Genomic DNA, 24,250 nt, shown 5'->3' with positions numbered 1-24,250 from the left:
CGTCGGGGCAATCGGGCGGCAATTGTCATTCACGTTTTCGTGATCATTGCCTGTGAGCCGGAAGCCCGCCGTTTTTTCGACAGGGTTCGCCCTAAGGTAACTTTCTGGTTAAGGGTTCTCGCTAATCTCCGTCCTGATCGGGGGGCGTCGGTCGGACGGGTAACTGATGTTAACGCGCGTGTTTGCTCTTTTGTGTTCCATTCTGCTGGCCGGATGCGCCTACTACGATTTCCCGGATCCAACTCCGGAGGATTTCGCGGTGCACGGCATCGACGTCTCCCGCTATCAGGGCGACATTGACTGGCTGGCGGCGAAAAACAGCGGCGTCGAGTTCGCCTTCATCAAGGCGACGGAGGGCGGCGACCATTCCGACCCCCGCTTCCTGGACTACTGGTATGCCGCCAAGGCTGCCGGCGTGCCGCGGGGCGCCTATCACTTCTACTATTTCTGCCGTACCGGCGCCGAACAGGCGGCGTGGTTTATCGAAAACGTGCCGAATGAGGAAGACGCGCTGCCGCCGGTCCTCGACATGGAATGGAACGGCCATTCCAAGACCTGCAAGAAGCAGCCTTCCCGGGACGAGGTCATCCGCGAGATGGCAGTGTTCCTGAAGACGGTGGAAGCGCATTACGGCAAGAGGCCGATCATCTATTCCTCCGTCGACTTCCACCGCGACCGCCTGGTCGGCGAGAAGCACGGCTATGATTTCTGGCTGCGCTCGGTGGCGAGCCACCCGAGCCGGAAATACGAAGGCCGCGACAACTGGCTGTTCTGGCAATACACGGCCGAAGGCCGGATTGCCGGCATAGACGGCAATGTCGACCGCAACGTCTTTTACGGTACCCGGTCGCAGTGGCGGAAATATCTGGAAGAAAAGAACGTTACCCGCACCGCCTCGCGGTAACCGCGGGCGCCTACGCGAAATTGCGTACTTCTCCGCAGTTCTAAATTCCGTCGCGTAATTATATAGTTCCCGCGGGCCCAGGGCGGCTCGCGGGAGAGACGGCATGCGTCAGATCGGGTTGCGCCGTACCCTGGCGCTCCTTCCAGTGCTCGTTGCAGCCGCTTTGCTGGCTGGATCGCGGCCCGCCGAGGCGCAATCGCTGGCGCAGACGACTGCGGCCGTGAACCTGAGGGCCGGGCCGGGCACGAGATACGAGGTCCTGACCACGGTTCCGGCGGGGGCGAGCGTTTCGGTCTATTCCTGCAATTCCGGCTATTCGTGGTGCGATATCGACTATGCCGGCCAGCGGGGCTACGTGGCCGGCAAATATCTCACATCAAACGCGCAAGGCGCCTATTACGGCTCGCCGCTGCCATCCGTCGGTGTCTATCTCGGCCTGCCGCTCTTCTGGGACTCCTACCCCGTCTATCGACCGGGATGGCCCGGCTATTACCCGCCAGGATACCGCCCGCCGGGCTGGCGTCCACCCGATTACCGGCCGCCGGGAAATCGCCCGCCAGGCTGGCGCCCGCCCGGTCAACGGCCGCCGGATGCAAGGCCTCCACGGCCGACGCCGCCGATCGCACGTCCTCCCGGCCAGCGCCCTCCCGGCGTAAGACCGCCGGGCCGGCCAAGGCCGCCTTCCGCGCGTCCTCCGGGCCAACGTCCGCCGAGTTTCCGGCCGCCCGGCGGCGGCAGGCCTGGAATGGGCCGGCCGGGTGGAGGCAGGCCGAGCGGAGGCCGGGGCGGTGGCGGCCGTGGCGGCGGGCGCCGCTAGGCGGTCGGGCCGCGGCGATTGGAGATGAAACGCATGACGGACGGTGCGGTGACCAGGGGTGTAGGACGATGAAAGGTTTCAAGGCAGCCCTGCGGTGGGCAATGGCCGTTTCCGTTGCCGCATTCCTGCTGGCCCTCGGCGGCCTGGCGGCAACGCCGGCCGTCGCAGGCGCCATGGAAGATGCCGTCAAACGCGGGTCGTTGCGCATCGGCATCGCGGAGGAGGATTTCCTGCCCTGGATCGGCCGGGATGCGGATGGCAACCGCATCGGCTTCGAGGTCGATGTCGGGCAGGATCTCGCCCGCGTGCTCGGCGTGACGCCCGATTTCGTGGAACTGCCCTTCGACGACCTGCCCTATCACCTGATCGCCGGCGATGTCGACGTCATCGTCTCCGCCCTCTCGGTCACGGCCGCGCGGGCGCGCACGATGCTGTTCTCCATTCCCTACGGCACCACGGACTACTGGCTCGTCGTCGACAAGGACACGCTGCCGGAAAGCGCCAAGGACGGCGAATACGACGTCGCCGGCTACAAGGTCGGCGTGATGGCGGGTTCGCTTGCCGAGATCGCGGCCGCACGCTTTTTCAAGCAGGCCGAGATCGTGCCGCTTGCCGACGAGGGCGCCGCGCGCGATGCCCTGGAGAACAGCGAGCTCAACGCCATCATCGTGCCTTCACCCTATCCCACCTACATGATGGAGCGGCGGCCCGACCGTTTCCTGCTTGGCAGCGACAGCCTGTTCTCGACGTCCGAAGCGGTTGCAGCGCGTCCGGATTCGCTCCGCTTCATCAATTTCGTCGACGCGTGGATCACCGAAAATCGCGGCAATGGCCGGCTCGACCAGGCCTATGACTACTGGTTCGGCTCGACGGACTGGATGGACCGCCTCGACAAGACACTCGGCGAGTCCGACGAACGCCCGGCCGGCGAAGCGCCGAAGCCACAGGAAAAAGCGCAATAGGCAGCCATCAGGCCGCCTTTAGCGCTCCTGCTTCCACGATGCGCACGACATCGGCCATGATGTCGGTGAGCTGGAAATCCTTCGGCGTGTAGACCGCGGCGACGCCCATGGCCCGCAGCGCCCTTTCGTCCTCCGGCGGGATGATGCCGCCGACGACGACCGGCACGTCGTCGAGATCAGCCGCCCGCATTCGTTCCATGACGTCGCGCACCAGCGCCAGGTGCGAGCCGGACAGGATCGACAGGCCGACCACGTGGACGCCTTCTTCGAGTGCGGCGTTGACGATTTGCGCCGGCGTCAGGCGGATGCCCTCGTAGACCACCTCCATGCCGCTGTCGCGGGCACGAACGGCGATCTGCTCCGCGCCGTTGGAATGACCGTCAAGACCGGGTTTGCCGACCAGGAATTTCAGCCGGCGGCCAAGTTTGGCCGACACCCCGTCGACCGCCTGGCGGACCTGCGCAAGCTGGCCGGCATCGTCGCGCGCCGCCTTGCCCACGCCGGTCGGCGCCCGGTATTCGCCGAAGACCTCGCGCAGGCAGGCACCCCACTCGCCGGTGGTGACCCCCGCCTTTGCCGCGACGACCGACGGCTCCATGATGTTGCGCCCTTCGGCCGCCGCGGATCTGAGCTCGGCGAGAGCCTGTGCGACCGCCGCGTCGTCGCGCTGCTCGCGCCAGGCCTTCAGCGCCTCGACGCATTCGGCTTCCACATGTTCGGGCACGGTAAGGATCGCACCGTTCTCGCCCGCGCCGAGCGGCGACGGCTCGCTCTCCGTCCAGCGGTTGACGCCGACGACGACCTGCTCGCCGCTCTCGATGCCCGCCAGCCGCAAGGCGTTCGATTCCACCAGCTTCTGCTTCATGTAGGAGGATTCGACGGCGGCGACCGCGCCACCCATCGCCTCGATACGGGCAAGCTCGGCACGCGCTTCTTCCTTCAGCGCGTCGACTTTCCTCCCGATCTCGCGCGAGCCGTCGAAGATGTCGCCATATTCGAGGAGATCGGTTTCGTAGGCGACGATCTGCTGCATCCTGAGCGACCATTGCTGGTCGAAGGGGCGCGGCAGGCCCAGCGCCTCGTTCCAGGCCGGCAGCTGCACGGCGCGGGCGCGGGCGTTTTTCGACAGCACCACAGCCAGCATCTCCAGCAGGATGCGGTAGACGTTGTTTTCCGGCTGCTGTTCGGTCAACCCCAGCGAATTGACCTGAACGCCATAACGGAAGCGGCGGAAACGCACATCCGTCACGCCGTAGCGCTCAAGGCAGATCTCGTCCCAGAGTTCGGCGAAGGCGCGCATCTTGCACATCTCGGTGACGAAACGCATGCCCGCGTTGACGAAAAAGGAAATGCGGCCGACAGCCTCCGGAAAATCCGCCTCGGATATGGCGCCGGACGCCTTCACCCGGTCGAGGATGGCAATTGCCGTGGCAAGGGCGAAGGAAAGCTCCTGCACGGGCGTCGCGCCCGCTTCCTGGAGGTGATAGGAGCAGACATTCATCGGGTTCCACTTCGGCATCTCGCGATAGGTCCACGAAATGACGTCCGTCGTCAGCCGCATGGAGGGCGCCGGCGGGAAGACATAGGTGCCGCGCGACAGATATTCCTTGATGATGTCGTTTTGCGTCGTGCCCGAAAGCAGCTTGCGGTCCGCGCCCTGCTCGTCCGCCGCCGCCACGTAGAGCGCCAGCAGCCAGGGCGCGGTGGCGTTGATCGTCATCGAGGTGTTCATCTTTTCCAGCGGGATCTCGGAAAAGAGCGCGCGCATGTCGCCGAGATGGCTCACCGGAACGCCGACCTTGCCGACCTCGCCGCGCGACAGGGCATGGTCGGGGTCGTAGCCGGTCTGCGTCGGCAGGTCGAAGGCGACCGAAAGGCCGGTCTGCCCCTTGGCGAGGTTCGAGCGGTAGAGCCGGTTTGACTCCGCCGCCGTCGAATGGCCGGCATAGGTGCGGAAGATCCAGGGACGGTCGCGCTCCCGGCCGGCAGCCTTGGCTTGGGCCGTGGACGGATTTCCTTGTTTCGTTTCGCTCATGTCGCTCCCTTCGTCCTCTTTTTTCACGTTCCGGCCGATCCGGGCGAAATTGCCCGTCCGAGGCGGAAATCCGCCGATCCGCGCCCCTCTCCCGCGCTTTGAAACGGCAAATTCGATGCCTGTTTTCGCACCAGCGCAGTGTGCAATGCAAAAAACACTCTTGGGTATCCGGCAAAATTAAGCAATAGTCTTATAGCGGGAGGCGTATAAATCGCACGATAATTTCGCGAAGGGCCGATTTCGACCCGAAACTATGACGCGATGCAATATCGAAAAGCGATGGACGCCATCCGATGATGCCGCCGGGCATGCGGGAGGAAACGCAGGGCCAGACGCGGCGGGCAACCGGTAAGGACAATACAAGGACGGGAATGGAATGAGCTCTGTCGCGCAAGCCAATGACAACCGCCCCGAGGAGACTGTGCCCTTGAAGGATCTCTACGAGGTTGGAGAAATTCCGCCACTCGGCCATGTGCCGGCGAAAATGTACGCCTGGACGATCCGGCAGGATCGCCACGGCCCCCCGGAAGATGCCATGAAGCTTGAGGTGGTGCCGACCTGGGAACTGGACAGCAACGAGGTGCTGGTGCTCGTGATGGCGGCGGGCGTCAACTACAACGGCATCTGGGCAGCGCTTGGCGAGCCGATATCCGTCTTCAACGTCCACAAGCAGGACCTGCACATTGCCGGTTCCGACGCCTCGGGCATCGTCTGGGCGGTGGGTTCCAAGGTAAAGCGCTGGAAGGTCGGCGACGAGGTCGTGGTGCACTGCAACCAGGACGATGGCGACGACGAGGAATGCAATGGCGGCGACCCGATGTTCTCGCCCACGCAGCGCATCTGGGGCTACGAGACGCCGGACGGCTCCTTCGCCCAGTTCTGCCGGGTGCAGTCGCAGCAGCTCATGCCGCGCCCGAAGCACCTGACCTGGGAAGAAGCGGCCTGCTATACCCTTACGCTCGCCACCGCCTACCGCATGCTGTTCGGCCATCAGCCGCACCAGCTTCGTCCCGGCCAGAACGTTCTGGTATGGGGCGCGTCCGGCGGCCTCGGCGTGTTCGGCGTCCAGCTTGCGGCGGCCGCCGGCGCCAATGCGATCGGCGTGATCTCAGACGAGGACAAGCGCGACTACGTGCTCTCGCTCGGCGCCAAGGGCGTGATCAACCGCAAGGATTTCAACTGCTGGGGCCAGATGCCCAAGGTCAACTCGCCCGAATACAACGAGTGGCTGAAGGAAGCCCGCCGCTTCGGCAAGGCGATCTGGGACATCACCGGCAAGGGCAACGACGTCGACATGGTGTTCGAGCATCCCGGCGAAGCGACATTCCCGGTCTCCACGCTGGTGGTGAAGCGCGGCGGCATGGTGGTGTTCTGCGCCGGCACCACCGGCTTCAACATCACCTTCGACGCCCGCTACGTGTGGATGCGACAAAAGCGTATCCAGGGCTCGCATTTCGCTCACCTGAAGCAGGCCTCGGAAGCGAACAACTTCGTCATCGAGCGACGGATCGACCCCTGCATGTCGGAGGTCTTCCCCTGGGCGCAGATCCCCAAGGCGCACACCAAGATGTGGAAGAACCAGCACGCGCCGGGCAACATGGCGGTGCTGGTGAGCGCGCCGACCACGGGACTGCGCACCTTCGAGGACGTGCTCGAGGCCTCGCGGAGGCCATAAAGGCATCGTGTACTGCACCTTCTGCAGCCTCGCTCGCCGGCCAGGGTCCCTGGCCGGCGCTTTTTCATTCGAGAGCGGCAAAATTCTTAGCGTCTTGCCGTCCGTGCGCGGAGAGCCGATAACGGTGGGATTGCTGACGCATCGAAAGGAATTCGCGTGCGGGTCGGAATGGTCAGGCCATGGATTTCGGGAACGCTGAGGACACTCGCCTTTCTGGCCGTCTTTTCGGCATTGGCCGGAACAATCCCAGGCGATAGGGCGCTGGCCGAGGGTGCCGGCAATCTTGGAACGCTGCAGCCCGACGGCACCATCTCCCGCGACACGAACACCGTGCCCCAGACCACGCCGGAGCCGCCATCCGATACCGCGCCCCAGGACGACGAGCCAAAACAGGCGGCCGCGGACGCCGACACGGATCTTTCCAGCATCGCCGGACTTACTCAATCGGGCGAAGGCAAGGCGGCACGGGAAGCCCTGCAACGCCGGCTCGTCGCCTGGGAATCCCGCCTTAACACGATAGAACTGGCGTTGACGCGCGGCGGCACGGACTATCGCGGGCTAGCCGGCCTGCAGTCGCGGATTTTCGACATCTTGTCGGAGATGGCGACAACGCTCGGCAAGCTCCGGCCGCTGCTGCAGTCGATCGAGCGGCGGTTGGCTGGCCTGACGCTGCCCGAGGACGGCGTCCAGGAAAGCGAAACGCTGGCCGAACAGCGCCGCCAGCTCACTCAGACCCGGTCCACGCTGACCAACTTCATCAAGCAGATCGAGGTGCTGGAGATCCAGGCCAACGACATCGTCAACCGCATTTCATCGCAGCGGCGCGAGCTGCTGCGCAACGCGCTCTTCGTCAAGACCGGCAGCCTGCTGAGCCCTTCCGTCTGGCGGGCGGCGATCGGCGAGATTCCCGAACTGGCGCGTGGCCTGACGCTTCTCACCCGCGACTGGCTGAGCCTGATCACCGAGCGCGAGGGGCCGATTGCCGCCGGGCTTTCGCTGCTGGTGGTTCTTGCCTCGCTGGTGCTGGTGTGGCCGATCCGCCGGCGGCTGCTGCGCTGGGGCGACCGGCCGAAGGAAGCGCTCGATCCGCCCGATGTGCGACGCACGCTGTCGGCCTTCGCCATCGTTTTGCTGGCCACCGTTCCGGTGCTCGCCATCTCGCTGGCCGTCTATCTGGGCTTCGTCTCCTTCGACCTCGCGCCGCCGCGGGTCGCGACGCTGCTTGGCGCGCTCTTCATTGGAGCGGTAGTCGTTGCCTTCTGCCAGGGCCTTTCGCGCGCCTTGCTGGCTCCCGGCCTGCCCAACTGGCGGCTTCTCGGCGTCGACAACGACGCCGCGCGTGATCTGACATGGATCGCGCTTGCGGCCGCTGTCCTGTTCGGCGTTTCCTTTCCCCTTGCCAGCCTGCTCAGGCTGCTGGAAGCCGATTCCCCGGCCAAACTGCTGCCGGCCGGTTTCCTCGCGATCGCCATATCGCTCCTGACGATGCGGATGTTGCGCGTCGCCGGCCGCGCCCGCAAGGGCGAGGAAACCACCCCCGAAGCGCCGGAAGGCTCCGGCCTCGCCATCATCTGGCGCTGGCTGGTGCCCCTTTTCTGGCTTGCCGCCCTCGTCGCGCTCGGGGCTCCGCTCATCGGCTTTATCTGGCTCGGCTGGTTCTTCGCCGTCCAGATCATGTGGACGCTCTTCGTCCTGTCCACGCTCTACCTGCTGCTTCTGGTGGTCGACACCAGCGTGACGGCCGGCTTCCAGCCGGGTTCGGCGCTCGGCAGGGGACTGACCGACGCCATGACGCTGAGCGGGCCGACGATCGAACAGATCGGCGTGGTGCTGAGCGGCGTCATACGGCTGATCCTGACCGTTCTTGCCGTCATCGCGGTGCTGCTGCCCTGGGGTTTCAGTACCGGCGACATGACCGGCATCGTACGCAACGCGCTCTTCGGCATCCAGGTCGGCTCGGTCACCCTGTCGCTGTCGGCGGTCTTCAGCGCCATCGCCGCGCTGGTGGTGGTCATCGCGATCACGCGCGGCCTGCAAAACTGGCTGGAAAACCGCTTCCTGCCGCGCACCCGCATGGATGTCGGGCTGAAAAGCTCGATCTCGACCTCATTCGGCTATGTCGGCTATATCGTCGCCGGGCTGCTGGCGCTGTCGATCGCCGGCCTCAACCTGCAGAACATCGCGCTGGTCGCCGGCGCGCTTTCCGTCGGTATCGGCCTTGGCCTGCAGGGCATCGTCAACAACTTCGTGTCCGGTCTGGTACTGCTCGCAGAACGGCCGATAAAGGTCGGCGACTGGGTGGTGGTCGGCACGGATCAGGGCTATGTGCGCAAGATCAACGTGCGCGCCACCGAGATCGAGACCTTCGAGCGCTCCACGGTGATCGTGCCGAACTCCAACCTGATCTCGGGCGTGGTGAAGAACTGGATGCACGGCAACTCCATGGGCCGGGTCGCCGTGCCGGTCGGGGTCGCCTATGACAGCGACCCGGACAAGGTGCGCGACATCCTGCTGGCCTGCGCGCGCCAGCATTCGAAGGTCCTCGCCTTCCCGGCGCCAAACGTATTCTTCATGAATTTCGGCGCAAGCTCGCTCGACTTCGAACTGCGCTGCTTTCTCGGGAATATCGATTATGCCCTGACGGTTGCCTCGGACCTGCGCTTCGAGATCTTCAAGCGGCTGAAGGAGGAGGGCGTCGAAATCCCCTATCCGCAGCAGGATCTCCATATCCGCGACGTCGAGAAGCTGAAGGCGCTGCTCGCCGCCCCCGCGAAGCCCGGCGACGACACGCCGCCGGCAACGCCTGACAAACCCAGTTCCCCGCCCTCTCCCGGATCCGATTCCGCATGACAAAGCTTCTTTCGCGCGCCGCGGCCCTCGTCTTTCTTGCTGTGCTGGCCGCCTGCGGCAGCAAACCCGAGCCCACGCCGCCCTTCTACCGCGACCTCGCCAGTCCGACGGCGCGGGTAGACGCGGCGACCGCGGCGCAGTTCATTTCCACCTACCGCATGCAGAACGGGCTGGGCGGGCTCACCCTCGACCCGGCGCTGCAGCGCGCGGCGGAGGCGCAGGCCGGGGCGATGGCGGCGGCCAACGACGTTAACGCCTCCCGCTCGGCGGAAAACAACCTCAAGGCCCGGCTTGCCAATGCGGGCACGGGCGAGGTCTACGCGGTGGAAAACGTCAGCGCCGGCTACCGGACCTTCGCCGAAGCCTTTTCCGGCTGGCGGGAGTCACCCAAGCACAACGCCGTCATGCTGGATGCGAGAGCCACGAGAATGGGTATTGCCACGGCCTACGTTCCGGGCTCGAAATACAAGGTGTTCTGGTCGCTCGTGCTGGCGACTGACAAATAGCTTGTAAAGATTATCCGCAAAATTAACCATATTGCCGCTAGGTTAGACTCAATATATGGTGCTCCACACGATGAGAGGAACAAGATCTACCCTCTCAATGAGCCGAAGGAGCATATTATGGGCAATCAAAGAAAGACTTTTGACGTTGGCCGTGATTCTGAGACCGGCAAATTTATTCCGGTTGAAGAAGCCGAACGACGTCCGGCTACGACGACTGTCGAAAGGATCCCGAAGCCAGGCCGCGGGGATACAAAAGGTGAACCCGACAGAAGGAAGTAAACTACTTTCCGCCCCTCAGAACTTTCTGTTTCTGAGGGGCTTTGTTTTTTATACGCTGTATCGATGATGATGCGGCGACCTTTTCATGTTGATTAAATCAACGAGTTATGAAGACCTGACCGCGCGCTTCCGCTGGGACCTGCCGGAGCGCTACAACATCGCCTGCGCGGTGTGCGACCGCTGGGCGGAGCGCGAGCCCGACCGGCTGGCGATCCTGCACCGCCACGAGGACGGGCGGCTCGATCGCATCTCCTATTCCCACCTGATGCGCTGCTCCAACCGGCTCGCCAACGCGCTGAAGGCGCATGGCATCGGCCGGGGCGACCGGGTGGCGCTGCTGATGCCGCAGGCGCCGGAAACGGCGATCGCGCATCTGGCGATCTACAAGATGGCCGCCGTCGCCGTTCCCCTTGCCGCCCTCTTTGGCGTCGAGGCGCTGCGCTACCGCCTCGCCAATTCCGGCGCCAAGGCGATCCTCACCAACCATGCCGGCCTTGCCAAGCTGGAGGAGATCCGCGACGACCTGCCGGACCTCAGGCTCGTCATCTCCATCGACGGCGCGGAGGGCCAGGCGCATGGCTTCGCCGCCCTGCTGGAGGACGGCTCCGACCGCTTCGAGATCGAGGACACGACGCCGCACGACCCGGCGCTGATGATCTACACCTCCGGCACCACCGGGCCGCCCAAGGGCGCGCTGCACGGCCACCGGGTGCTGCCCGGCCACCTGCCCGGCATCCAGATGGCGCATGAATTCATGCCGAAACAGGGCGACCTGTTCTGGACCCCGGCCGACTGGGCCTGGGCGGGCGGACTGTTGAACGCCCTGCTGCCGGCACTGCATTTCGGCGTGCCGATCGTCTCCTGCCGCTTCGAGAAATTCGACCCAGAGCGCGCCTTCGCGCTGATGGCCGACCTTGAGGTGCGCAACGCCTTCATCCCGCCGACGGCGCTGAAGATCATGCGCACGGTGGAGCGCCCGCGCGACAGCTACGACCTGAAGCTGCGCACCATCGGCTCGGCCGGCGAGGCGCTGGGGCGCGAGACCTACGACTGGACGAAGGCCACGCTCGGCCTCACGGTCAACGAGTTCTACGGCCAGACGGAATGCAACGCGGTGATCGCCTCCTGCGGCGAGATCGGCGTCAGCCGCGCCGGCGCCATCGGCAAGCCGGTGCCGGGCCACGACGTGGCGGTGATCGACTGCGACGGGCGCAAGCTGCCCGCCGGCGAACTCGGCCAGATCGCGGTGCGCGCGCCCGACCCCGTCATGTTCCTCGAATATTGGGGCCGGCCCGCCGCCACGCGCGAGAAATTCGTCGGCGACTGGATGATGACCGGCGATCAGGGCGTGGCGGACGAGGACGGCTATATCCATTTCGTCGGCCGCGACGACGACGTCATCACCTCGGCCGGCTACCGCATCGGCCCGGGCGAGATCGAGGACTGCCTGCTCGCCCACCCGGCGGTGGCGCTGGCGGCGGCGATCGGCAAGCCGGACCCGATCCGCACGGAAATCGTCAAGGCCTATATCGTCACCAAGGCCGGCATCATGCCCTCGCCGGACCTTGAGGCCGATATCCGCCTTTGGGTGCGCAACCGCCTTTCGGCGCACGAATATCCGCGCGAAATCGCCTTCGTGGACACCATGCCGATGACCACGACCGGCAAGGTGATCCGCCGCGTCCTGCGCGACCGGGCAAGGCTTGAGGCGGGTATTGCGGAGGAGTGAGGAGGGGCGGATGTCGCCCACGCAAAGTAGGTGCATAACGCACTAAAGGAATGATATATGGTCAGGCAGAGGATTACACTTTTGCCCGGGACATATAAATTAATACCTAACGTAATATAAGAGAGCGAGATTCACAGAATTAAAGACTAAATCATATTAATAAGTCTCCTGTGCAATGAAATGAAACTTGAGATACGCACTGAACCAACTTACGCAGTATGAATTTAATTATTTTATTGCACGCAATATTAAAAACTCGAACTTTGTCATAACAAATTCGTCCAAAGCAAATTTATACTTACTTAAAGATTTAGCATCCAAACTCTCGAAGTTCAGCAATTAGCTTTTTTCTCGCCGCCTTTGCTTCGTCGCTGACTAAGTTAAATTGCCGTAAACTTATCTTTTGGTCTTTATCATCACCCTTCACCACGGTTTGTCTGCTTGCAGGTTTTGAGTTTAATACAAACATAAACTCGCGTTGTTCCTTGCTACCAGCCTTACCTTTGCCCATGCGCTTTATCCCATTGCAGTGGCGCCTATAGACCTTTTCTCCACGCTCTCGAGATGATCTATAACCCGTTTTTCGTGCGTAGTGAATCCATCCATTGGCGGCGGCAATACAGGTTGCGCCGTTTTTTTCTCAACGGCACGTGCCTTGCCGCCTTCTTTGCGTTCAATCCCATGGTGAAACAGCTTTAACGCGCTATCGGGTCCAACCCCCTCGTATTGAAGAAATGCAACCTTGTTATCTTCCCCATCCCTCACATCTATGGCGTCACTATGAAGCTCTAAAGCCAGACTTTTTGCATAAGGTTCGACGTAATACACTTTAGCTATCCCCGCCGCGACAATATGCCTGGCGCAGTTATGGCACGGAAATGTTGTCGTATATAATGTCCCTCCGACCATACCAATCTTTCCCGCTCGACCTGCCGAAACTATAGCTTCCATTTCTGCATGAATCGATCGGCTATATTCAATTAGGTCTTTGACAGGAGTCTCAATTAACGCAGACCGCAGCTTTACGTTGCTAACACCTTTTCCTAATAAGTTATTTTCTTTCATCTTTTTGAAAATTTTTTCGTAAAGCTCCTCCTTCTTACGGTCATTGTGGCAATGCTTCTCTCCCCAAAGGTAACAACGATGGTCACCGTCATGATCATTAGATGAATACAAACCACCGTGTGCCTTTGGGACGTCATTCCAACCGACACTAATCAACTCGCCATCAGCCGAAAATATAGCCGCGCCGACCTGTCGTGAAAGGCAAGCCGACTTGCTGGCGGCGGAAACCGCTGCATACATACCTGCCTCGTCAGCTGTTGGTGTATGCACCGATATATTGAAGATAATCTCTAAATACCTTTCAATTACCGCAGTCAGTCGTGCGTCATTTTCCCCGTCATTTCTAATAAAAAAATCTGAAAGATAGGCCGTCCTACTAACCTTCTGACCGTGATCTCCTTCTTTATCGTTTTCATCTCTTGTAAAAATTCCAGGCAACTGATCTTTTTCAATACCAAGCCTTCTAAGTCTACCCTCTCGAACAGATTCAGGGGAAAATACTGTAAATTGCCAGTATATTCCCCCATAAACCCTCCTGAAGAGGTATGTTTCCTTCGGATGTTTCAATGAATCAACAATTGTTGCTTGCCTTAATCGTTTCGGCTGCGGAACTTTTTTGCTTTCGTCGTACCCGCCTTTAGTTTTTCTTTGCACAGCGATCCTCTCAATTACTTTCGCCGCTATATAATCTTCACCAAACTTATCCCTTAATTCCGTGCCTACAGCTTGTAATTCTTTGATACGATTTGCCCCCTCCTTCTCGGGGTTTGAATTACTAGTTTTATTCGCATTCTCACGAATTAGATCACTTGCCTTAATGATCTCGACGCTGTATCCATAGTCTCTCTCAAGTATCCTTTTTAATTCAACTGAAGCTCTTGAGACGCCAGCGCCCACGGCTCCCACCATGCCGACAATTAGCTCCTCAGTCGGTCGGGATATCTCCTCTGAAGGCGCGATAGACTCAAATTGATCTATGGCGGAAGGCAGTTTAGTTACAGTAGTCTTTTTAGACATTCTCTAACACGCCCAATTGGAATTTAATTTTATTATATAAACTCACCCTAATGCAAAGTAAGCATAATTTATGAACTATTCATATTGTAATAACTGCCTAAAGGTAGGTATACTTAACGGTATAGGCGGGGTAGACTTTTTGTTGCAACTGATTAAATTTCTGCATTGAACCAAAGCTCCCATTTTGCCTCTCGCCCCTGCCTATCAAGCCATTTCCCTCACCCCCTCACCCTCTTGACCACCGCCTTGGCGGCCTGTTTCAGGCGGCGGCGGGCAGCCATGTCGGCGGCAAGGCGGGCGGCGCCCGCTTTCGAGGTCGCGACGATGGCCGTGGCATAGGGCACCGCACCCCGCCACAGCGGCGAGATCATCGGGTGGCCGGGAATGGCAAGGGAATCGCCGTCCCGCCCGTCTTCCGTGGCAGGTTCTTCGGCAAGGGTGAGCCGCATCGCCTCGCGCGCCAGTTGGGCACCGGGAGAAAAGCGGGCGAAGGCCTCGTCATAGGCGGTTTTCCAGGCAAACAGGCGGGCGCCGTCGCGGATCGACACCAGCATGGCGACCGGCTGGCCGGCATGGATCAGTTCGTCGATGCGCAGGGCACCGCGCGCGGCGGCGGCCGCCACGAAGGCGCGGGCGAAGGCGGCGGTCTGAGCGCTTGAGGAAAGCGCGCTGCCGCGCCCGCCCTTCCATCCCTTAGCCTCCAGGTGCAGGAAACGCTCGAAGGCCTGCGGGAGTTCGGCGGGGTCGGAGGTGCCGGCGAAGCGCGTCTCGGCAAGGTCGGACAGGCGACGGAACTGGCGACCAAGCTCCTTCAGCCGGCCTTTCGCCACGCTTTCGAACTGGGCGCGGCCGGCCTCGCCCGCGGCATGGCCGGCGCGGACCTGCGGATCGTCGAAGGCAAGGTGCCAGCCGCGCGCGCCTGCCGCCTCCGACAGGCTGGCGGCGACGGCATCGTCGGTGCGCAGATAGGGAAAGACGACAATTTTCTTGCGGAAATGGCCGGCCGCCGCCTCGACCAGCAGCGCCAGCGCCCCGGCCAGCGCATCGGCCGGCGCCCCAGCCAGCGCACCGGGCGCAAGAAGCGGGGTGCCGAGCGGGCCGTAGTCTCCGGCGGCGGCGGTGGCCGCGCCGATCAGCAGGCCGGGACGGCGATGCTGGAAGGGAGCGGCGGCGAGGAGCGCGTCCGCGCCCTTTTCCCGCACGGCGACGAGCACCGCGGGGCGGCGGTCCAGATGGGCGAGATAGGGCAGCAGGAAGGACGGCGCGAAGAAGGGATTGGGCGCGACCGCCCGCTCGGCCAGCGCCTGCCAGGCGGGGGCCATCGCCCCGGCCTCCTGCGGCTTGAGGATGAGCGCCTCAAGCCCGCTCATGAGCCTGCCGGCGCCAGACGAAGGTGTGCAGGTCGAGCCGGGCCTGCGCCTGATGGTAGAGGGCGGCGGCCTCGAAGACCATCGCCGAGGCCGTGGCAAGCCCGGCCCCCATGATGCCGAACAACGGGATCAGCGCCAGGTTCAGCCCGACATTGAGGGCGAAGGTGAGCGCGTAGATCGCCGCGCAGCGGTTCTGCTCGCCGGCCATGGTCAGCAGCGCGTCGACCGGGCCGACGGAGGCGCGCGCCAGCACCCCGGCCAGCAGCACCAGCAGGATCGGGTAGCCGGCCATGAAACCGGGGCCGAACAGCGACAGCAGCAGCGGCCCGGCAAGGGCAAGCAGCAGCGCGATCGCCAGCGTCGGCCAGAAGGTCCAGCGCGCGGTATCGGCGACGAGGGCGGCAAGGCCGTCGCGGTCGCCGGCCTGATAAAGGCGCGAATAGCGGTGGGCGGTGGCCGAACGCACGGCGAAATAGACGAAATGGGCGAGCGCCAGCGTTCTTGCGGCGGCGAAATAGACCGCCACCTCGTCGGGCGGGCGGAAGAAGCTGACCATGATCACGTCGGCGCTGGTGATCAGCTGGAAGAAGCCCTCCACCAGCAGGATCGGCACGGAAATGGCGAGCCAGCCGCGAAAGTCGAAGGCGGGCGGGGCTTTTTCGGTGACGCCCTTCAGCCTGCGCCGCAGCCGCAGCGTCTGGACGGCGGCGACGCCCCAGGTGGCGGCGATGGCGGCGATGCCCGCCGTCGTCGCGGTGGCCGGCGCGCCGAGGACGACCGCAAGCACCATGGCGACGAGGATGGCCAGCGGCCGCCAGACGAAGGTCGGCAGCATGGCGTCGAACGTCCAGTCATGCGCCCGGGCGATGCCGTCCTGGATGCTGCCGAGGGTGAAGAGCGGCAGGCAGACGGCGCCGAGATAGAGCGGCAGGACGTAATAGGACGTGATGAGGCCGGAAAAGACGGTGATGCCGACACAGCCGACAAGCGCGATGGCCGTGGCCGAGGCGAGGCCGAACAGGCGGCTGCCGAGAAGCACGCCGTTCAGCCCGGCATGATCGGCGCGGGCGCGGCATTCGGGAATGAGCCGCAGCACGGAGGAGGAAAAGCCGAAGGGGGCGAAGATGCCGAAGACGACCACCAGCGTCCACACGACGACGAAGATGCCGTATTCGTGCCCGCCCATCAGCCGGGCGAGAATAACCTGCGAGACATAGGCGAGAAACGCCCCGAACACCCGGATGGCGAAGACGATCAGCGCCATGCGCCGCGCGCCGTCGCGGTCCTCCTCGCCGGTGAAGAGGGCCTCCAGCCGGGCAAGATGCGGTCGTGCCCGCCCGTAGAGGGGCGACGGCAGCAGGCGTTCGGCCCAGGCCATCGGGGTGAGGCGCAATGTCCCCGGCTCCTCTTGTCTTCCCGTCGGCCATGGCCTGCCGCAATGGAAGGTGGCCGGTGTAAAAGGTAAGGAAAGCTACCCTCAGAGGGCTTAATTTTCCGTACTTCTGCGCGGCAATCCGGACGATTCCGCGTTATCGGGCCGCCCTTTCGCCCCACCCTTCCCTCCGGGCGGCGAAAATCACGGCTTGACTCCGGGCCCGGTTGGCGGAATCAATAAGAACATAACAGGAACAAATACGATCATGACTGCCGTGGAACACGTTTTCCCGGAACGGCCTCGTCTTGCCGAGCTGCGCCGCCGCGTTGCGGCCATGGAGGGACGCCTCACCCCCGAGGCGCAGCTTGCGCCGGCCCCTGCCATCGCCGCGACCCGGCAGGGGCCGGCCCGTCTTCGCACGGGCATGGAGGCTTTCGACCGGCTGTTCGCCGCTCCCGGCCTTGCCCGCGGGGCGCTGCACGAGATCACGGCGGCCGAGACCCGGCAGGCGGGCGCGCTTTCAGGCTTCGCCGCGGCCCTGGCCGCACAGCTTGCCGAACGGCATGACGGGGACCTGCTATGGGTCGTCGATCCGCAGGTCGCCCGGGAGGCGGGCGTGCCCTTTGCCGACGGCCTTGCCGCCTTCGGCCTCGACCCGGCGCGCATCCTTCTCGTCACGCCCCGCCGGATCGAGGACTGCCTGTGGGCGCTGGAGGAAGGCGCGCGATCGTCCGCCCTTTTCGCGGTGATCGGCGAAATCCACGGCGCGCCGAAGGCGCTGGACCTCACCGCAACCCGCCGCCTGTCGCTGAAGGTGCGGGCCAGCGGCACCACCTTGTTCCTGCTGCGCCACGCCTCCCGGGACGAGCCGACGGCGGCCCTGACCCGCTTTTGCGTGAGCCCCCGCCAAAGCCGCCCAGCGCAAGGCGGGAGGGCGGGAAGGCCCGGCCTGGTCGGCGCTCCCGCCTGGCGCGTGCGGCTGGAGAAGAACCGCGACGGGCGGCCGGGCGAAGTGGAGTTGGAGTGGGATCATGTGCGCCGCAGTTTCACCGCGCCAGCGGATCTTGAGCCTCTGGTTTCCGGAGCTTTCGACCGACCGGATCGAGCGGCGGGAGGCGGGGAGGTCGTGGCGTTCGCGCGGCGCTGACGTTCCCCCGCGCGCCGTCACCCGCAAGGTGAAGGGCGCCGAGCGGCTGGCCGGCCTCAACGCGCCCGCGCGCGCCCTCGGCCTTGCCAGGGACGAGCCGCTTGCCGACGCGCGCGCCCGCATCCTGAAACTCGTCACCGAACCCTGCGACGAGGCGGCCGACGCCGCCCTGCTCGCCGCCCTGGCCGACTGGTGCGACCGCTATACGCCGCTTGTCGCCATCGACGGGAGCGACGGGCTTTTCCTCGACATCACCGGCTGCGCGCATCTTTTCGCCGGCCCGCAGGACAACGCGGGCGAGGCTTCGCTGCTGGCCGATTGCCGCGCAAGGCTTACCGCCCAGGGCTTCGCCGTCTCGGCGGCGATCGCCGACACGCCGGGGCTGGCCTCGGCCGTCGCCCGCTTCGGCTCGGGCGGCAAGGACGGCAACGTCGCGGCAATCGTGCCGCCGGCGCAGGGAGGCGACTGGCTGAAGCCGCTGCCGCTCGCCGCCCTCAGGATCGGGAACGAAACGGTCGCCATGCTCGAAAGGGTCGGACTGAAGCGGATCGAGGATATCGTCGGGCGCCCCCGCGCGCCCCTTGCCGCCCGTTTCGGCACGCTGCCGATCCGCCGCCTCGACCAGGCGCTCGGCATCGAGGGCGAGCCGATCTCGCCACGCCTTGCCACGCCCGCGCTGATCGCCGAGCGTCGCTTCTTCGAGCCTGTGTCGCGCGAGGAGGACGTGCGCTCCGTCATCGCGGCGCTGGCCGGCCATCTGGCGGAGGCGCTGGAGCGGCGGGGCGAAGGCGGGCGGGCCTTCGAGCTGGCGCTGTTTCGCGTCGACGGCGCCGTCAGCCGCGTGGTGGTGGGCACCAGCCGCCCCTTGCGCGCGCCGCGTCGCGTCCTCGGCCTGTTTGCCGAGAAGCTTGCAAGCCTGCGCGACGAGCTCGACGTCGGCTACGGCTTCGACCTGATCCGTCTCGGCGTTCTCGAGGCACAAAGGGAAGACGCCACGCAGATCGACCTGCAGGGCGCGGATGCGTTGGAAAGCGACCTTGCCGACCTGATCGACCGGCTGGGTGCCCGTCTCGGCCTTGCCCGCATCGCCCGGTTCCTGCCCTGCGACCGTCACCTGCCGGAGACCCGGCAGGCATTGGTGCCGGCCGCCACCGTCAGGAACGACGCGCTTGTCTGGCAGGCGGAAGCCACGAGCGGCGAGCCGCCGACCCGCCCCCTGCGGCTCATTAATCCGCCCGAGCCGGTGGAGGCGGTGGCGATGGTTCCCGAAGGGCCGCCCTTGCGCTTTCGCTGGCGCAAGTCGCTGTACGAGGTCGCCGCCTCCGAAGGGCCGGAACGGATCGCGCCGCCCTGGTGGTCGGCGGAATACGGGCCCGGGCAGCCGGACCTGACGCGCGACTATTTCCGCGTCGAGGACGGCGCCGGACGCCGGTTCTGGCTCTATCGCGAAGGGCTTTACGAATTCGAGACGCACAGCCCCCGCTGGTACCTGCAGGGGCTTTCAGGCTGAAGGGGGACCGATGGCTTATGCGGAACTCGGCACGGCCAGCAATTTTTCCTTCCTGCGCGGTGCTTCCCATCCGGAGGAACTGGTGCGGCGGGCGGCGGAGCTGGGGCTTGCGGCGGTCGGCGTCGCCGACCGCAACTCGCTGGCCGGCGTGGTGCGGGCCCATATGGCGGCGAAGGAAGCGGGCCTGCGTTTCGTCGTCGGCTGCCGGCTCGCCTTTATCGACGGCACGCCCGACATCCTCGCCTTTCCGCGCGACCGGGAAGCCTATGGCCGGCTGACGCGGCTGCTGACGATCGGCAACCGCCGCGCCTCGAAGGGAGACTGCCACCTGACGCTTCAGGACCTGCTTGCCTGGGGCGAAGGGATCATCCTTGTTCCCCTTGCCCGACCGGAAGAGGAAGACCGGCTGCCGGAACTGCTTGCAGAGCTCGTCACGGCTTTCGGGAAAGCGGTGCGCCTTGGCGTGCAGCTAGCCCATGGCGGTTCCGACCAGCGCCGGCTGGCCCGGCTTTCGGCAATCGCACAGGCCGCCGACGTACCGCTTCTGGCAACCAACGACGTTCTCTATCACCTGCCCGAGCGACGCCCCCTGCAGGACGTCCTCACCTGCATCCGCCTGCACGAAACGCTGGAAAGCGCCGGTCGCCGGCTGCTACCCAATGCGGAGCGGCACCTGAAGGGCGAAGACGAGATGGCGAGGCTTTTCCGCGCCGCGCCGGGCGCCCTTGCCGAAAGCCTGCGGATCGTCGGCGAAATCACCTTCTCCCTCGACGAACTCAAATACGAATATCCGGAGGAAGATTGCGGGCCGAGCGCCACGCCGCAGGAGGAGCTGGAGCGGCTGGCGCGCGACGGCCTTGCCCGACGCTACCCTGCAGGCGCGCCGAAGAAGGTTCTCGATGCGGTTGCCCATGAACTGGCGCTGATCGAGGAGCTGCAATACGCGCGCTACTTCCTGACCGTCAACGACATCGTCCGCTTCGCCCGCTCGCAGGGCATCCTCTGCCAGGGTCGCGGCTCGGCCGCCAATTCCGCCGTCTGCTTCTGCCTCGGCATTACCGAGGTCGATCCGGAGCGCGCCGACCTTCTCTTCGAACGGTTCATCTCGCCCGAGCGACGCGAACCGCCGGACATCGACGTCGATTTCGAGCACGAGCGGCGCGAGGAGGTGATCCAGTACATCTACCGCAAATATGGCCGCGACCGCGCAGGCCTCGCCGCCACCGTGATCACCTACCGTTCCCGCTCGGCCATCCGCGAGGTCGGCAAGGTGCTGGGCCTGAGCGACGATGTGCTGGGCCATGTCGCCGGCACCATCTGGGGCTGGTCGTCCGGCGGCGTGAACGAGCGGGAACTGAGGGAAGCCGGCCTCGACCCGGCTGATCCGCGCCTGCTGCAACTGGCAAGGCTTTGCCGGCAAATCATCGGCTTTCCCCGCCACCTGTCGCAGCATGTCGGCGGCTTCGTCATCACGCGCGGGCGGCTGGACGAGGTGGTGCCGGTGATGAATGCGGCAATGGAGGACCGCACCAACATCGAGTGGGACAAGGACGACCTGGAATCGCTCGGCATGCTGAAGATCGACGTGCTGGCGCTCGGCATGCTGACGGCGATCCGCAAGTCGCTCGACCTGCTGAAAGCGCATTACGGGGAGGAATACAGCGTTTCCAGCATCCCGGCGGAGGAACCTGAGGTCTACGACATGTTGTGCGAGGCCGATTCCATCGGCGTCTTCCAGGTGGAAAGCCGGGCGCAGATGACCATGCTGCCCCGGCTCAGGCCGCGGAATTTCTACGACCTCGTCATCGAGGTGGCGATCGTGCGGCCCGGCCCGATCCAGGGCGACATGGTGCATCCCTATCTCAGGCGCAGGCAGGAGCTCGAGACCGTCACCTACCCCAAGAAGGAGCTGGAGGAGGTGCTCGGCAAGACGCTTGGCGTGCCGCTCTTCCAGGAGCAGGCGATGAAGATCGCCATCGTCGCGGCCGGTTTCACGCCAGGCGAGGCCGACCGGCTGCGGCGCGCCATGGCGACCTTCAAGCGGGTCGGCACCATAGCCACCTTCCAGAAGAAGATGGTGGAGGGCATGGTCGCGCGCGGCTACGAGCGCGATTTCGCCGAGCGCTGCTTCCGCCAGATCGAGGGCTTCGGCGAATACGGCTTTCCCGAAAGCCATGCGGCGAGCTTCGCGCTACTGGTCTACGCCTCGGCCTGGATCAAGGCGCGCTATCCGGACGTCTTTCTCGCCGGCATGCTGAATGCCCAACCGCTCGGCTTCTATGCACCCGCCCAACTGGTGCGCGACGCGCGCGACCACGGCGTCGAGGTGCGCGAGGCCGATATCAACCTGTCGAACTGGGATGCGACGCTGGAACCCGGCGTGCCGGCGGCAGGCCGCCTGCATCCGCTTCATGCGAAGATGCGCGGCACGGTGCGCTCGCATATGGCGGTGCGGCTGGGCCTGCGCCAGATCAAGGGTTTGAAGGAAGGCGATGTCGAGCGCCTGATCCGCCACCGGGGCAAGGGCTACGATTCCGTGCGCGACCTGTGGCTGCGCTCCGGCCTGTCGCGGATGGCGATCGAGCGGCTGGCGGAGGCCGACGCCTTCCGCTCGCTGGGGCTGGACAGGCGCACGGCGCTCTGGGCGGCGCAGGGACTGGAGGCGGGCGGCCTCAAGGAGAGACTGCCGCTTTTCGACACGACGGGAGGCATGGAATTGCGGCGGGAGCCGGATGCCGACCTGCCGCCGATGCGGCCGGGCGAACAGGTGATCGCCGACTACCGGACGCTTACCCTGTCGCTGAAGGCGCACCCCGTCTCCTTCGTGCGCAAGTCGCTTGCCGCGGGGCGCATCCGGGCCTGCGGCGAGTTGCGCGGCATGGCCAATAACGGCTGGACCAGCGTTGCCGGCCTCGTGCTGGTGCGCCAGCGGCCGGGCACGGCAAGCGGCGTGATCTTTATGACCATGGAGGACGAGACCGGGGTCGCCAATGTGGTCGTCTGGCCGAAGGTGTTCGAGCAGTTCCGCGCCATCGTGCTCGGCTCGCGCTTCGTCAAGGTGACGGGCAAGGTGCAGTCGCAGGACGGCGTGATCCACCTGATCGCCACCCGGCTGGAGGACATGACGCCGCTGCTTTCCGACATCAGCGGCATGCCCGCCGGGCAGACGGACCTGAAGGATGCCGGCCTGTCGCGTGCCGACGAGGTGAAGCACCCCGTCTCCGAGGACCGCCGCAAGCCGCATCCGCCCGCCGCCCTTGTGCGTCTCGTCCGAGAGGTGCCGGAAATCGCCGCCGATATTCCCCGGCTCGAGGATATCAAGCCGGCAAACGATGCTTTCATCGCCAGACGACCGTCGCAGCAGGACACCGTGCTCGCCATGCCGCGCGGCAGGAACTTTCATTAGCCTTGGATCAATCGGCGAGAGCGCGGGAAAGCTTCGCGATCAGTTTCTGCCGTTCCCTGGCACTCGCCGTCGCCTCCAGCCTGTTCGACAGGGCAAGCGTGAAGGCCGCATAGTCGTTGTACCAGTCGTGCTCAAGCGCGACATCGTCGATACGGCTCGCGGCACGCCCCTTCGATTGCGCGGTGCCGGCGACAAGCTCGAAGCTCTCGTCGAACATCGGCAGCAGGATCTTTTCCAGCTCCATCCCCTTCTTGCCCAGCAGGTGGCGAAGCTCGATCCGCGCTTCCTGCTCGCCGTGATTGAGGAAGAGGTTGCCGGAGATCGGCCGCCGCTCCAGGATCCAGTCGATGAGCTCGCGCTGGTCGGCATGGGCTGAATAGTTGCCGATCTGCCGGATGGTGGCGCGCACCTTGAACTCCTGGCCGAAGATACGCACGTCCTTGCGGCCCGAAAGGATGATCTGGCCAAGCGTGCCGGGCGCCTGATAGCCGACGAACAGCACCGTCGCATTCGACCGCCAGATATTGTTCTTGAGGTGATGCTTGATCCGCCCGGCCTCGCACATGCCGCTGGCCGAGATAATGATCGCGCCGCCGGAGATCAGGTTGATCGCCTTGCTTTCCTCCACGCTCTCCACCATGCGGAAATGCGGATCGCGGAACAGCGTGGCCTCGTCGACCTCGATATCGTCGAAACTGGCGGCATGGCGACTGAACACCTCCGTCACCTTGCGTGCCAGGGGCGAGTCGAGAAAGACGGTGGCCGGCGGGATCTCGCCGCGCGCAAGCAGCGTGCCGATATCGTGTAGAAGCTCCTGGCTACGCTCCACCGCGAAGGAAGGGATCACGACATTGCCGCCGCGCTGAAGGCCCTCGACCAGTTCCTGGCGCAGCGCCTCACGCCGCGTGGCAAGCGTATAGTCCTCCCGGTCGCGGTCGCCGTAGGTGCTCTCGCAAATCACGTAGTCGAAGCCTTCGTCGGCATCCGGCTCCGGATGGAAGACCTTTTCGTCCGGACCCAGGTCGCCGGAGAACAGAAGCCGCAGCGTCCTGCCGTCCGCCTTCGCTGAGATCGTCACTTCCGCCGATGCCGAACCCAGGATGTGGCCGGCGTTCCAGAAACGCACCCGGACACCCGGCGCAGGCTCGAACCATTCGCCATAACCGTGCGGCTCGATCCGCCTGAGCGCCTCGTCGGCATCCTCACGGCGGTAAAGCGGCTCGATGGGCGGGGCGTTCCGCCGCTGCTTGCGCCGCGTGAGGCGCTCGGCATTGGCTTCAACGATGGAAGCGGAATCCGGCAGCATGAATTCCAGCAGGTCGCCCGTCGCCGGCGTCGCATGGATCGGCCCTTCGAAGCCGTACCGGGTGAGCTTCGGCAGCAGGCCGGAGTGGTCGATATGCGCATGGGTGAGAATGACGAAGTCGACCGTCCGCGGGTCGAAGGGAAACGGTTCGAAATTCAGTTCGCGCACCGAACGGTTGCCCTGGAACATGCCGCAGTCGACGAGAAACCGAAAACCCGCCGCTTCCACCATCGAACAGGAGCCGGTGACCGTTCCGGCCGCGCCGAAAAAGGTGAGCCTCGCCATCGCGTCCCGTCT

At 64.5% G+C, this 24,250-nt stretch carries 16 protein-coding genes; 10 read left to right on the top strand and 6 right to left on the bottom strand.

Features of this window, described 5'->3' with window-relative positions; translation table 11 throughout:
• Positions 1 to 166: 166 nt before the first annotated feature.
• The 3 genes from H2509_RS15670 to H2509_RS15660 all read left to right on the top strand — a co-directional run bounded on the left by H2509_RS15670 (position 167) and on the right by H2509_RS15660 (position 2,683).
• Entirely contained in the window at positions 167 to 904 is a 738-nt protein-coding gene (locus H2509_RS15670) for a glycoside hydrolase family 25 protein (protein ID WP_182166964.1), read from the top strand.
• 103 nt (positions 905 to 1,007) lie between these two features.
• Positions 1,008 to 1,721 (top strand): SH3 domain-containing protein, encoded by a 714-nt coding sequence (locus H2509_RS15665; protein ID WP_182166962.1) that lies wholly within the window; start codon positions 1,008 to 1,010, stop codon positions 1,719 to 1,721.
• A 68-nt stretch (positions 1,722 to 1,789) separates the two neighbouring features.
• The gene (locus H2509_RS15660; protein WP_182166960.1) at positions 1,790 to 2,683 is read left to right on the top strand and encodes a transporter substrate-binding domain-containing protein; all 894 of its coding nucleotides are present in this window, start codon (positions 1,790 to 1,792) and stop codon (positions 2,681 to 2,683) included.
• A 7-nt stretch (positions 2,684 to 2,690) separates the two neighbouring features.
• Here the strand turns inward: H2509_RS15660 and H2509_RS15655 are convergent, their stop codons facing one another.
• Positions 2,691 to 4,745 carry a protein meaA gene (locus H2509_RS15655; protein ID WP_328805091.1) on the bottom strand — a complete coding sequence of 685 codons (2,055 nt, stop codon included), beginning with the start codon at positions 4,743 to 4,745 and terminating at the stop codon, positions 2,691 to 2,693.
• A gap of 349 nt (positions 4,746 to 5,094) precedes the next feature.
• On the opposite strand from H2509_RS15655, the gene ccrA reads away from it, so the two are divergent.
• The 4 genes from ccrA (at position 5,095) to H2509_RS15635 (ending at position 11,757) form a co-directional block, all read left to right on the top strand.
• Positions 5,095 to 6,393, top strand: a complete 1,299-nt coding sequence (gene ccrA / locus H2509_RS15650; protein WP_182166956.1) for a crotonyl-CoA carboxylase/reductase — start codon at positions 5,095 to 5,097, stop codon at positions 6,391 to 6,393.
• Positions 6,394 to 6,549: 156 nt separating this feature from the next.
• The gene (locus H2509_RS15645) at positions 6,550 to 9,243 is read left to right on the top strand and encodes a DUF3772 domain-containing protein (protein WP_182166954.1); all 2,694 of its coding nucleotides are present in this window, start codon (positions 6,550 to 6,552) and stop codon (positions 9,241 to 9,243) included.
• Positions 9,240 to 9,749 (top strand): CAP domain-containing protein, encoded by a 510-nt coding sequence (locus H2509_RS15640; RefSeq protein WP_182166952.1) that lies wholly within the window; start codon positions 9,240 to 9,242, stop codon positions 9,747 to 9,749. The genes H2509_RS15645 and H2509_RS15640 overlap by 4 nt, the downstream gene beginning before the upstream one ends.
• 364 nt (positions 9,750 to 10,113) lie before the next feature.
• Positions 10,114 to 11,757, top strand: a complete 1,644-nt coding sequence (locus H2509_RS15635) for an AMP-binding protein (RefSeq protein WP_182166950.1) — start codon at positions 10,114 to 10,116, stop codon at positions 11,755 to 11,757.
• A 310-nt stretch (positions 11,758 to 12,067) separates the two neighbouring features.
• On the opposite strand, the gene H2509_RS15630 is transcribed toward H2509_RS15635, so the two are convergent.
• From H2509_RS15630 to H2509_RS15615, 4 genes are all read right to left on the bottom strand, one after another.
• Positions 12,068 to 12,268 carry a hypothetical protein gene (locus tag H2509_RS15630; protein ID WP_182166948.1) on the bottom strand — a complete coding sequence of 67 codons (201 nt, stop codon included), beginning with the start codon at positions 12,266 to 12,268 and terminating at the stop codon, positions 12,068 to 12,070.
• Between the two features lie 5 nt (positions 12,269 to 12,273).
• Positions 12,274 to 13,839 (bottom strand): anti-phage dCTP deaminase, encoded by a 1,566-nt coding sequence (locus H2509_RS15625; RefSeq protein WP_182166946.1) that lies wholly within the window; start codon positions 13,837 to 13,839, stop codon positions 12,274 to 12,276.
• 218 nt (positions 13,840 to 14,057) lie between these two features.
• Entirely contained in the window at positions 14,058 to 15,209 is a 1,152-nt protein-coding gene (locus tag H2509_RS15620) for a GNAT family N-acetyltransferase (RefSeq protein WP_182166944.1), read from the bottom strand.
• The gene (locus tag H2509_RS15615; RefSeq protein WP_209001997.1) at positions 15,196 to 16,602 is read right to left on the bottom strand and encodes a lipopolysaccharide biosynthesis protein; all 1,407 of its coding nucleotides are present in this window, start codon (positions 16,600 to 16,602) and stop codon (positions 15,196 to 15,198) included. Before H2509_RS15615 ends, H2509_RS15620 begins: the two co-directional genes overlap by 14 nt.
• 247 nt (positions 16,603 to 16,849) lie before the next feature.
• On the opposite strand from H2509_RS15615, the gene H2509_RS15610 reads away from it, so the two are divergent.
• The 3 genes from H2509_RS15610 to H2509_RS15600 are packed head-to-tail and all read left to right on the top strand — an operon-like array spanning position 16,850 to position 22,647.
• Positions 16,850 to 17,731 carry an ImuA family protein gene (locus H2509_RS15610; protein ID WP_182166942.1) on the top strand — a complete coding sequence of 294 codons (882 nt, stop codon included), beginning with the start codon at positions 16,850 to 16,852 and terminating at the stop codon, positions 17,729 to 17,731.
• Positions 17,616 to 19,241 carry a Y-family DNA polymerase gene (locus H2509_RS15605; protein WP_182166940.1) on the top strand — a complete coding sequence of 542 codons (1,626 nt, stop codon included), beginning with the start codon at positions 17,616 to 17,618 and terminating at the stop codon, positions 19,239 to 19,241. Before H2509_RS15610 ends, H2509_RS15605 begins: the two co-directional genes overlap by 116 nt.
• 10 nt (positions 19,242 to 19,251) lie before the next feature.
• Positions 19,252 to 22,647 (top strand): error-prone DNA polymerase, encoded by a 3,396-nt coding sequence (locus H2509_RS15600; RefSeq protein ID WP_182166938.1) that lies wholly within the window; start codon positions 19,252 to 19,254, stop codon positions 22,645 to 22,647.
• Positions 22,648 to 22,654: 7 nt separating this feature from the next.
• On the opposite strand, the gene H2509_RS15595 is transcribed toward H2509_RS15600, so the two are convergent.
• Complete coding sequence (locus H2509_RS15595; protein WP_182166936.1) at positions 22,655 to 24,238, bottom strand: MBL fold metallo-hydrolase; 1,584 nt, start codon at positions 24,236 to 24,238, stop codon at positions 22,655 to 22,657.
• Positions 24,239 to 24,250 lie beyond the last annotated feature (12 nt).

The sequence above is a fragment of the Stappia albiluteola genome (genome assembly GCF_014050225.1).
Lineage (GTDB): Bacteria > Pseudomonadota > Alphaproteobacteria > Rhizobiales > Stappiaceae > Hongsoonwoonella > Hongsoonwoonella albiluteola.
Note: the sequence above shows the minus strand (reverse complement) of the source record. Positions and strands in the feature narration are given on the sequence as shown.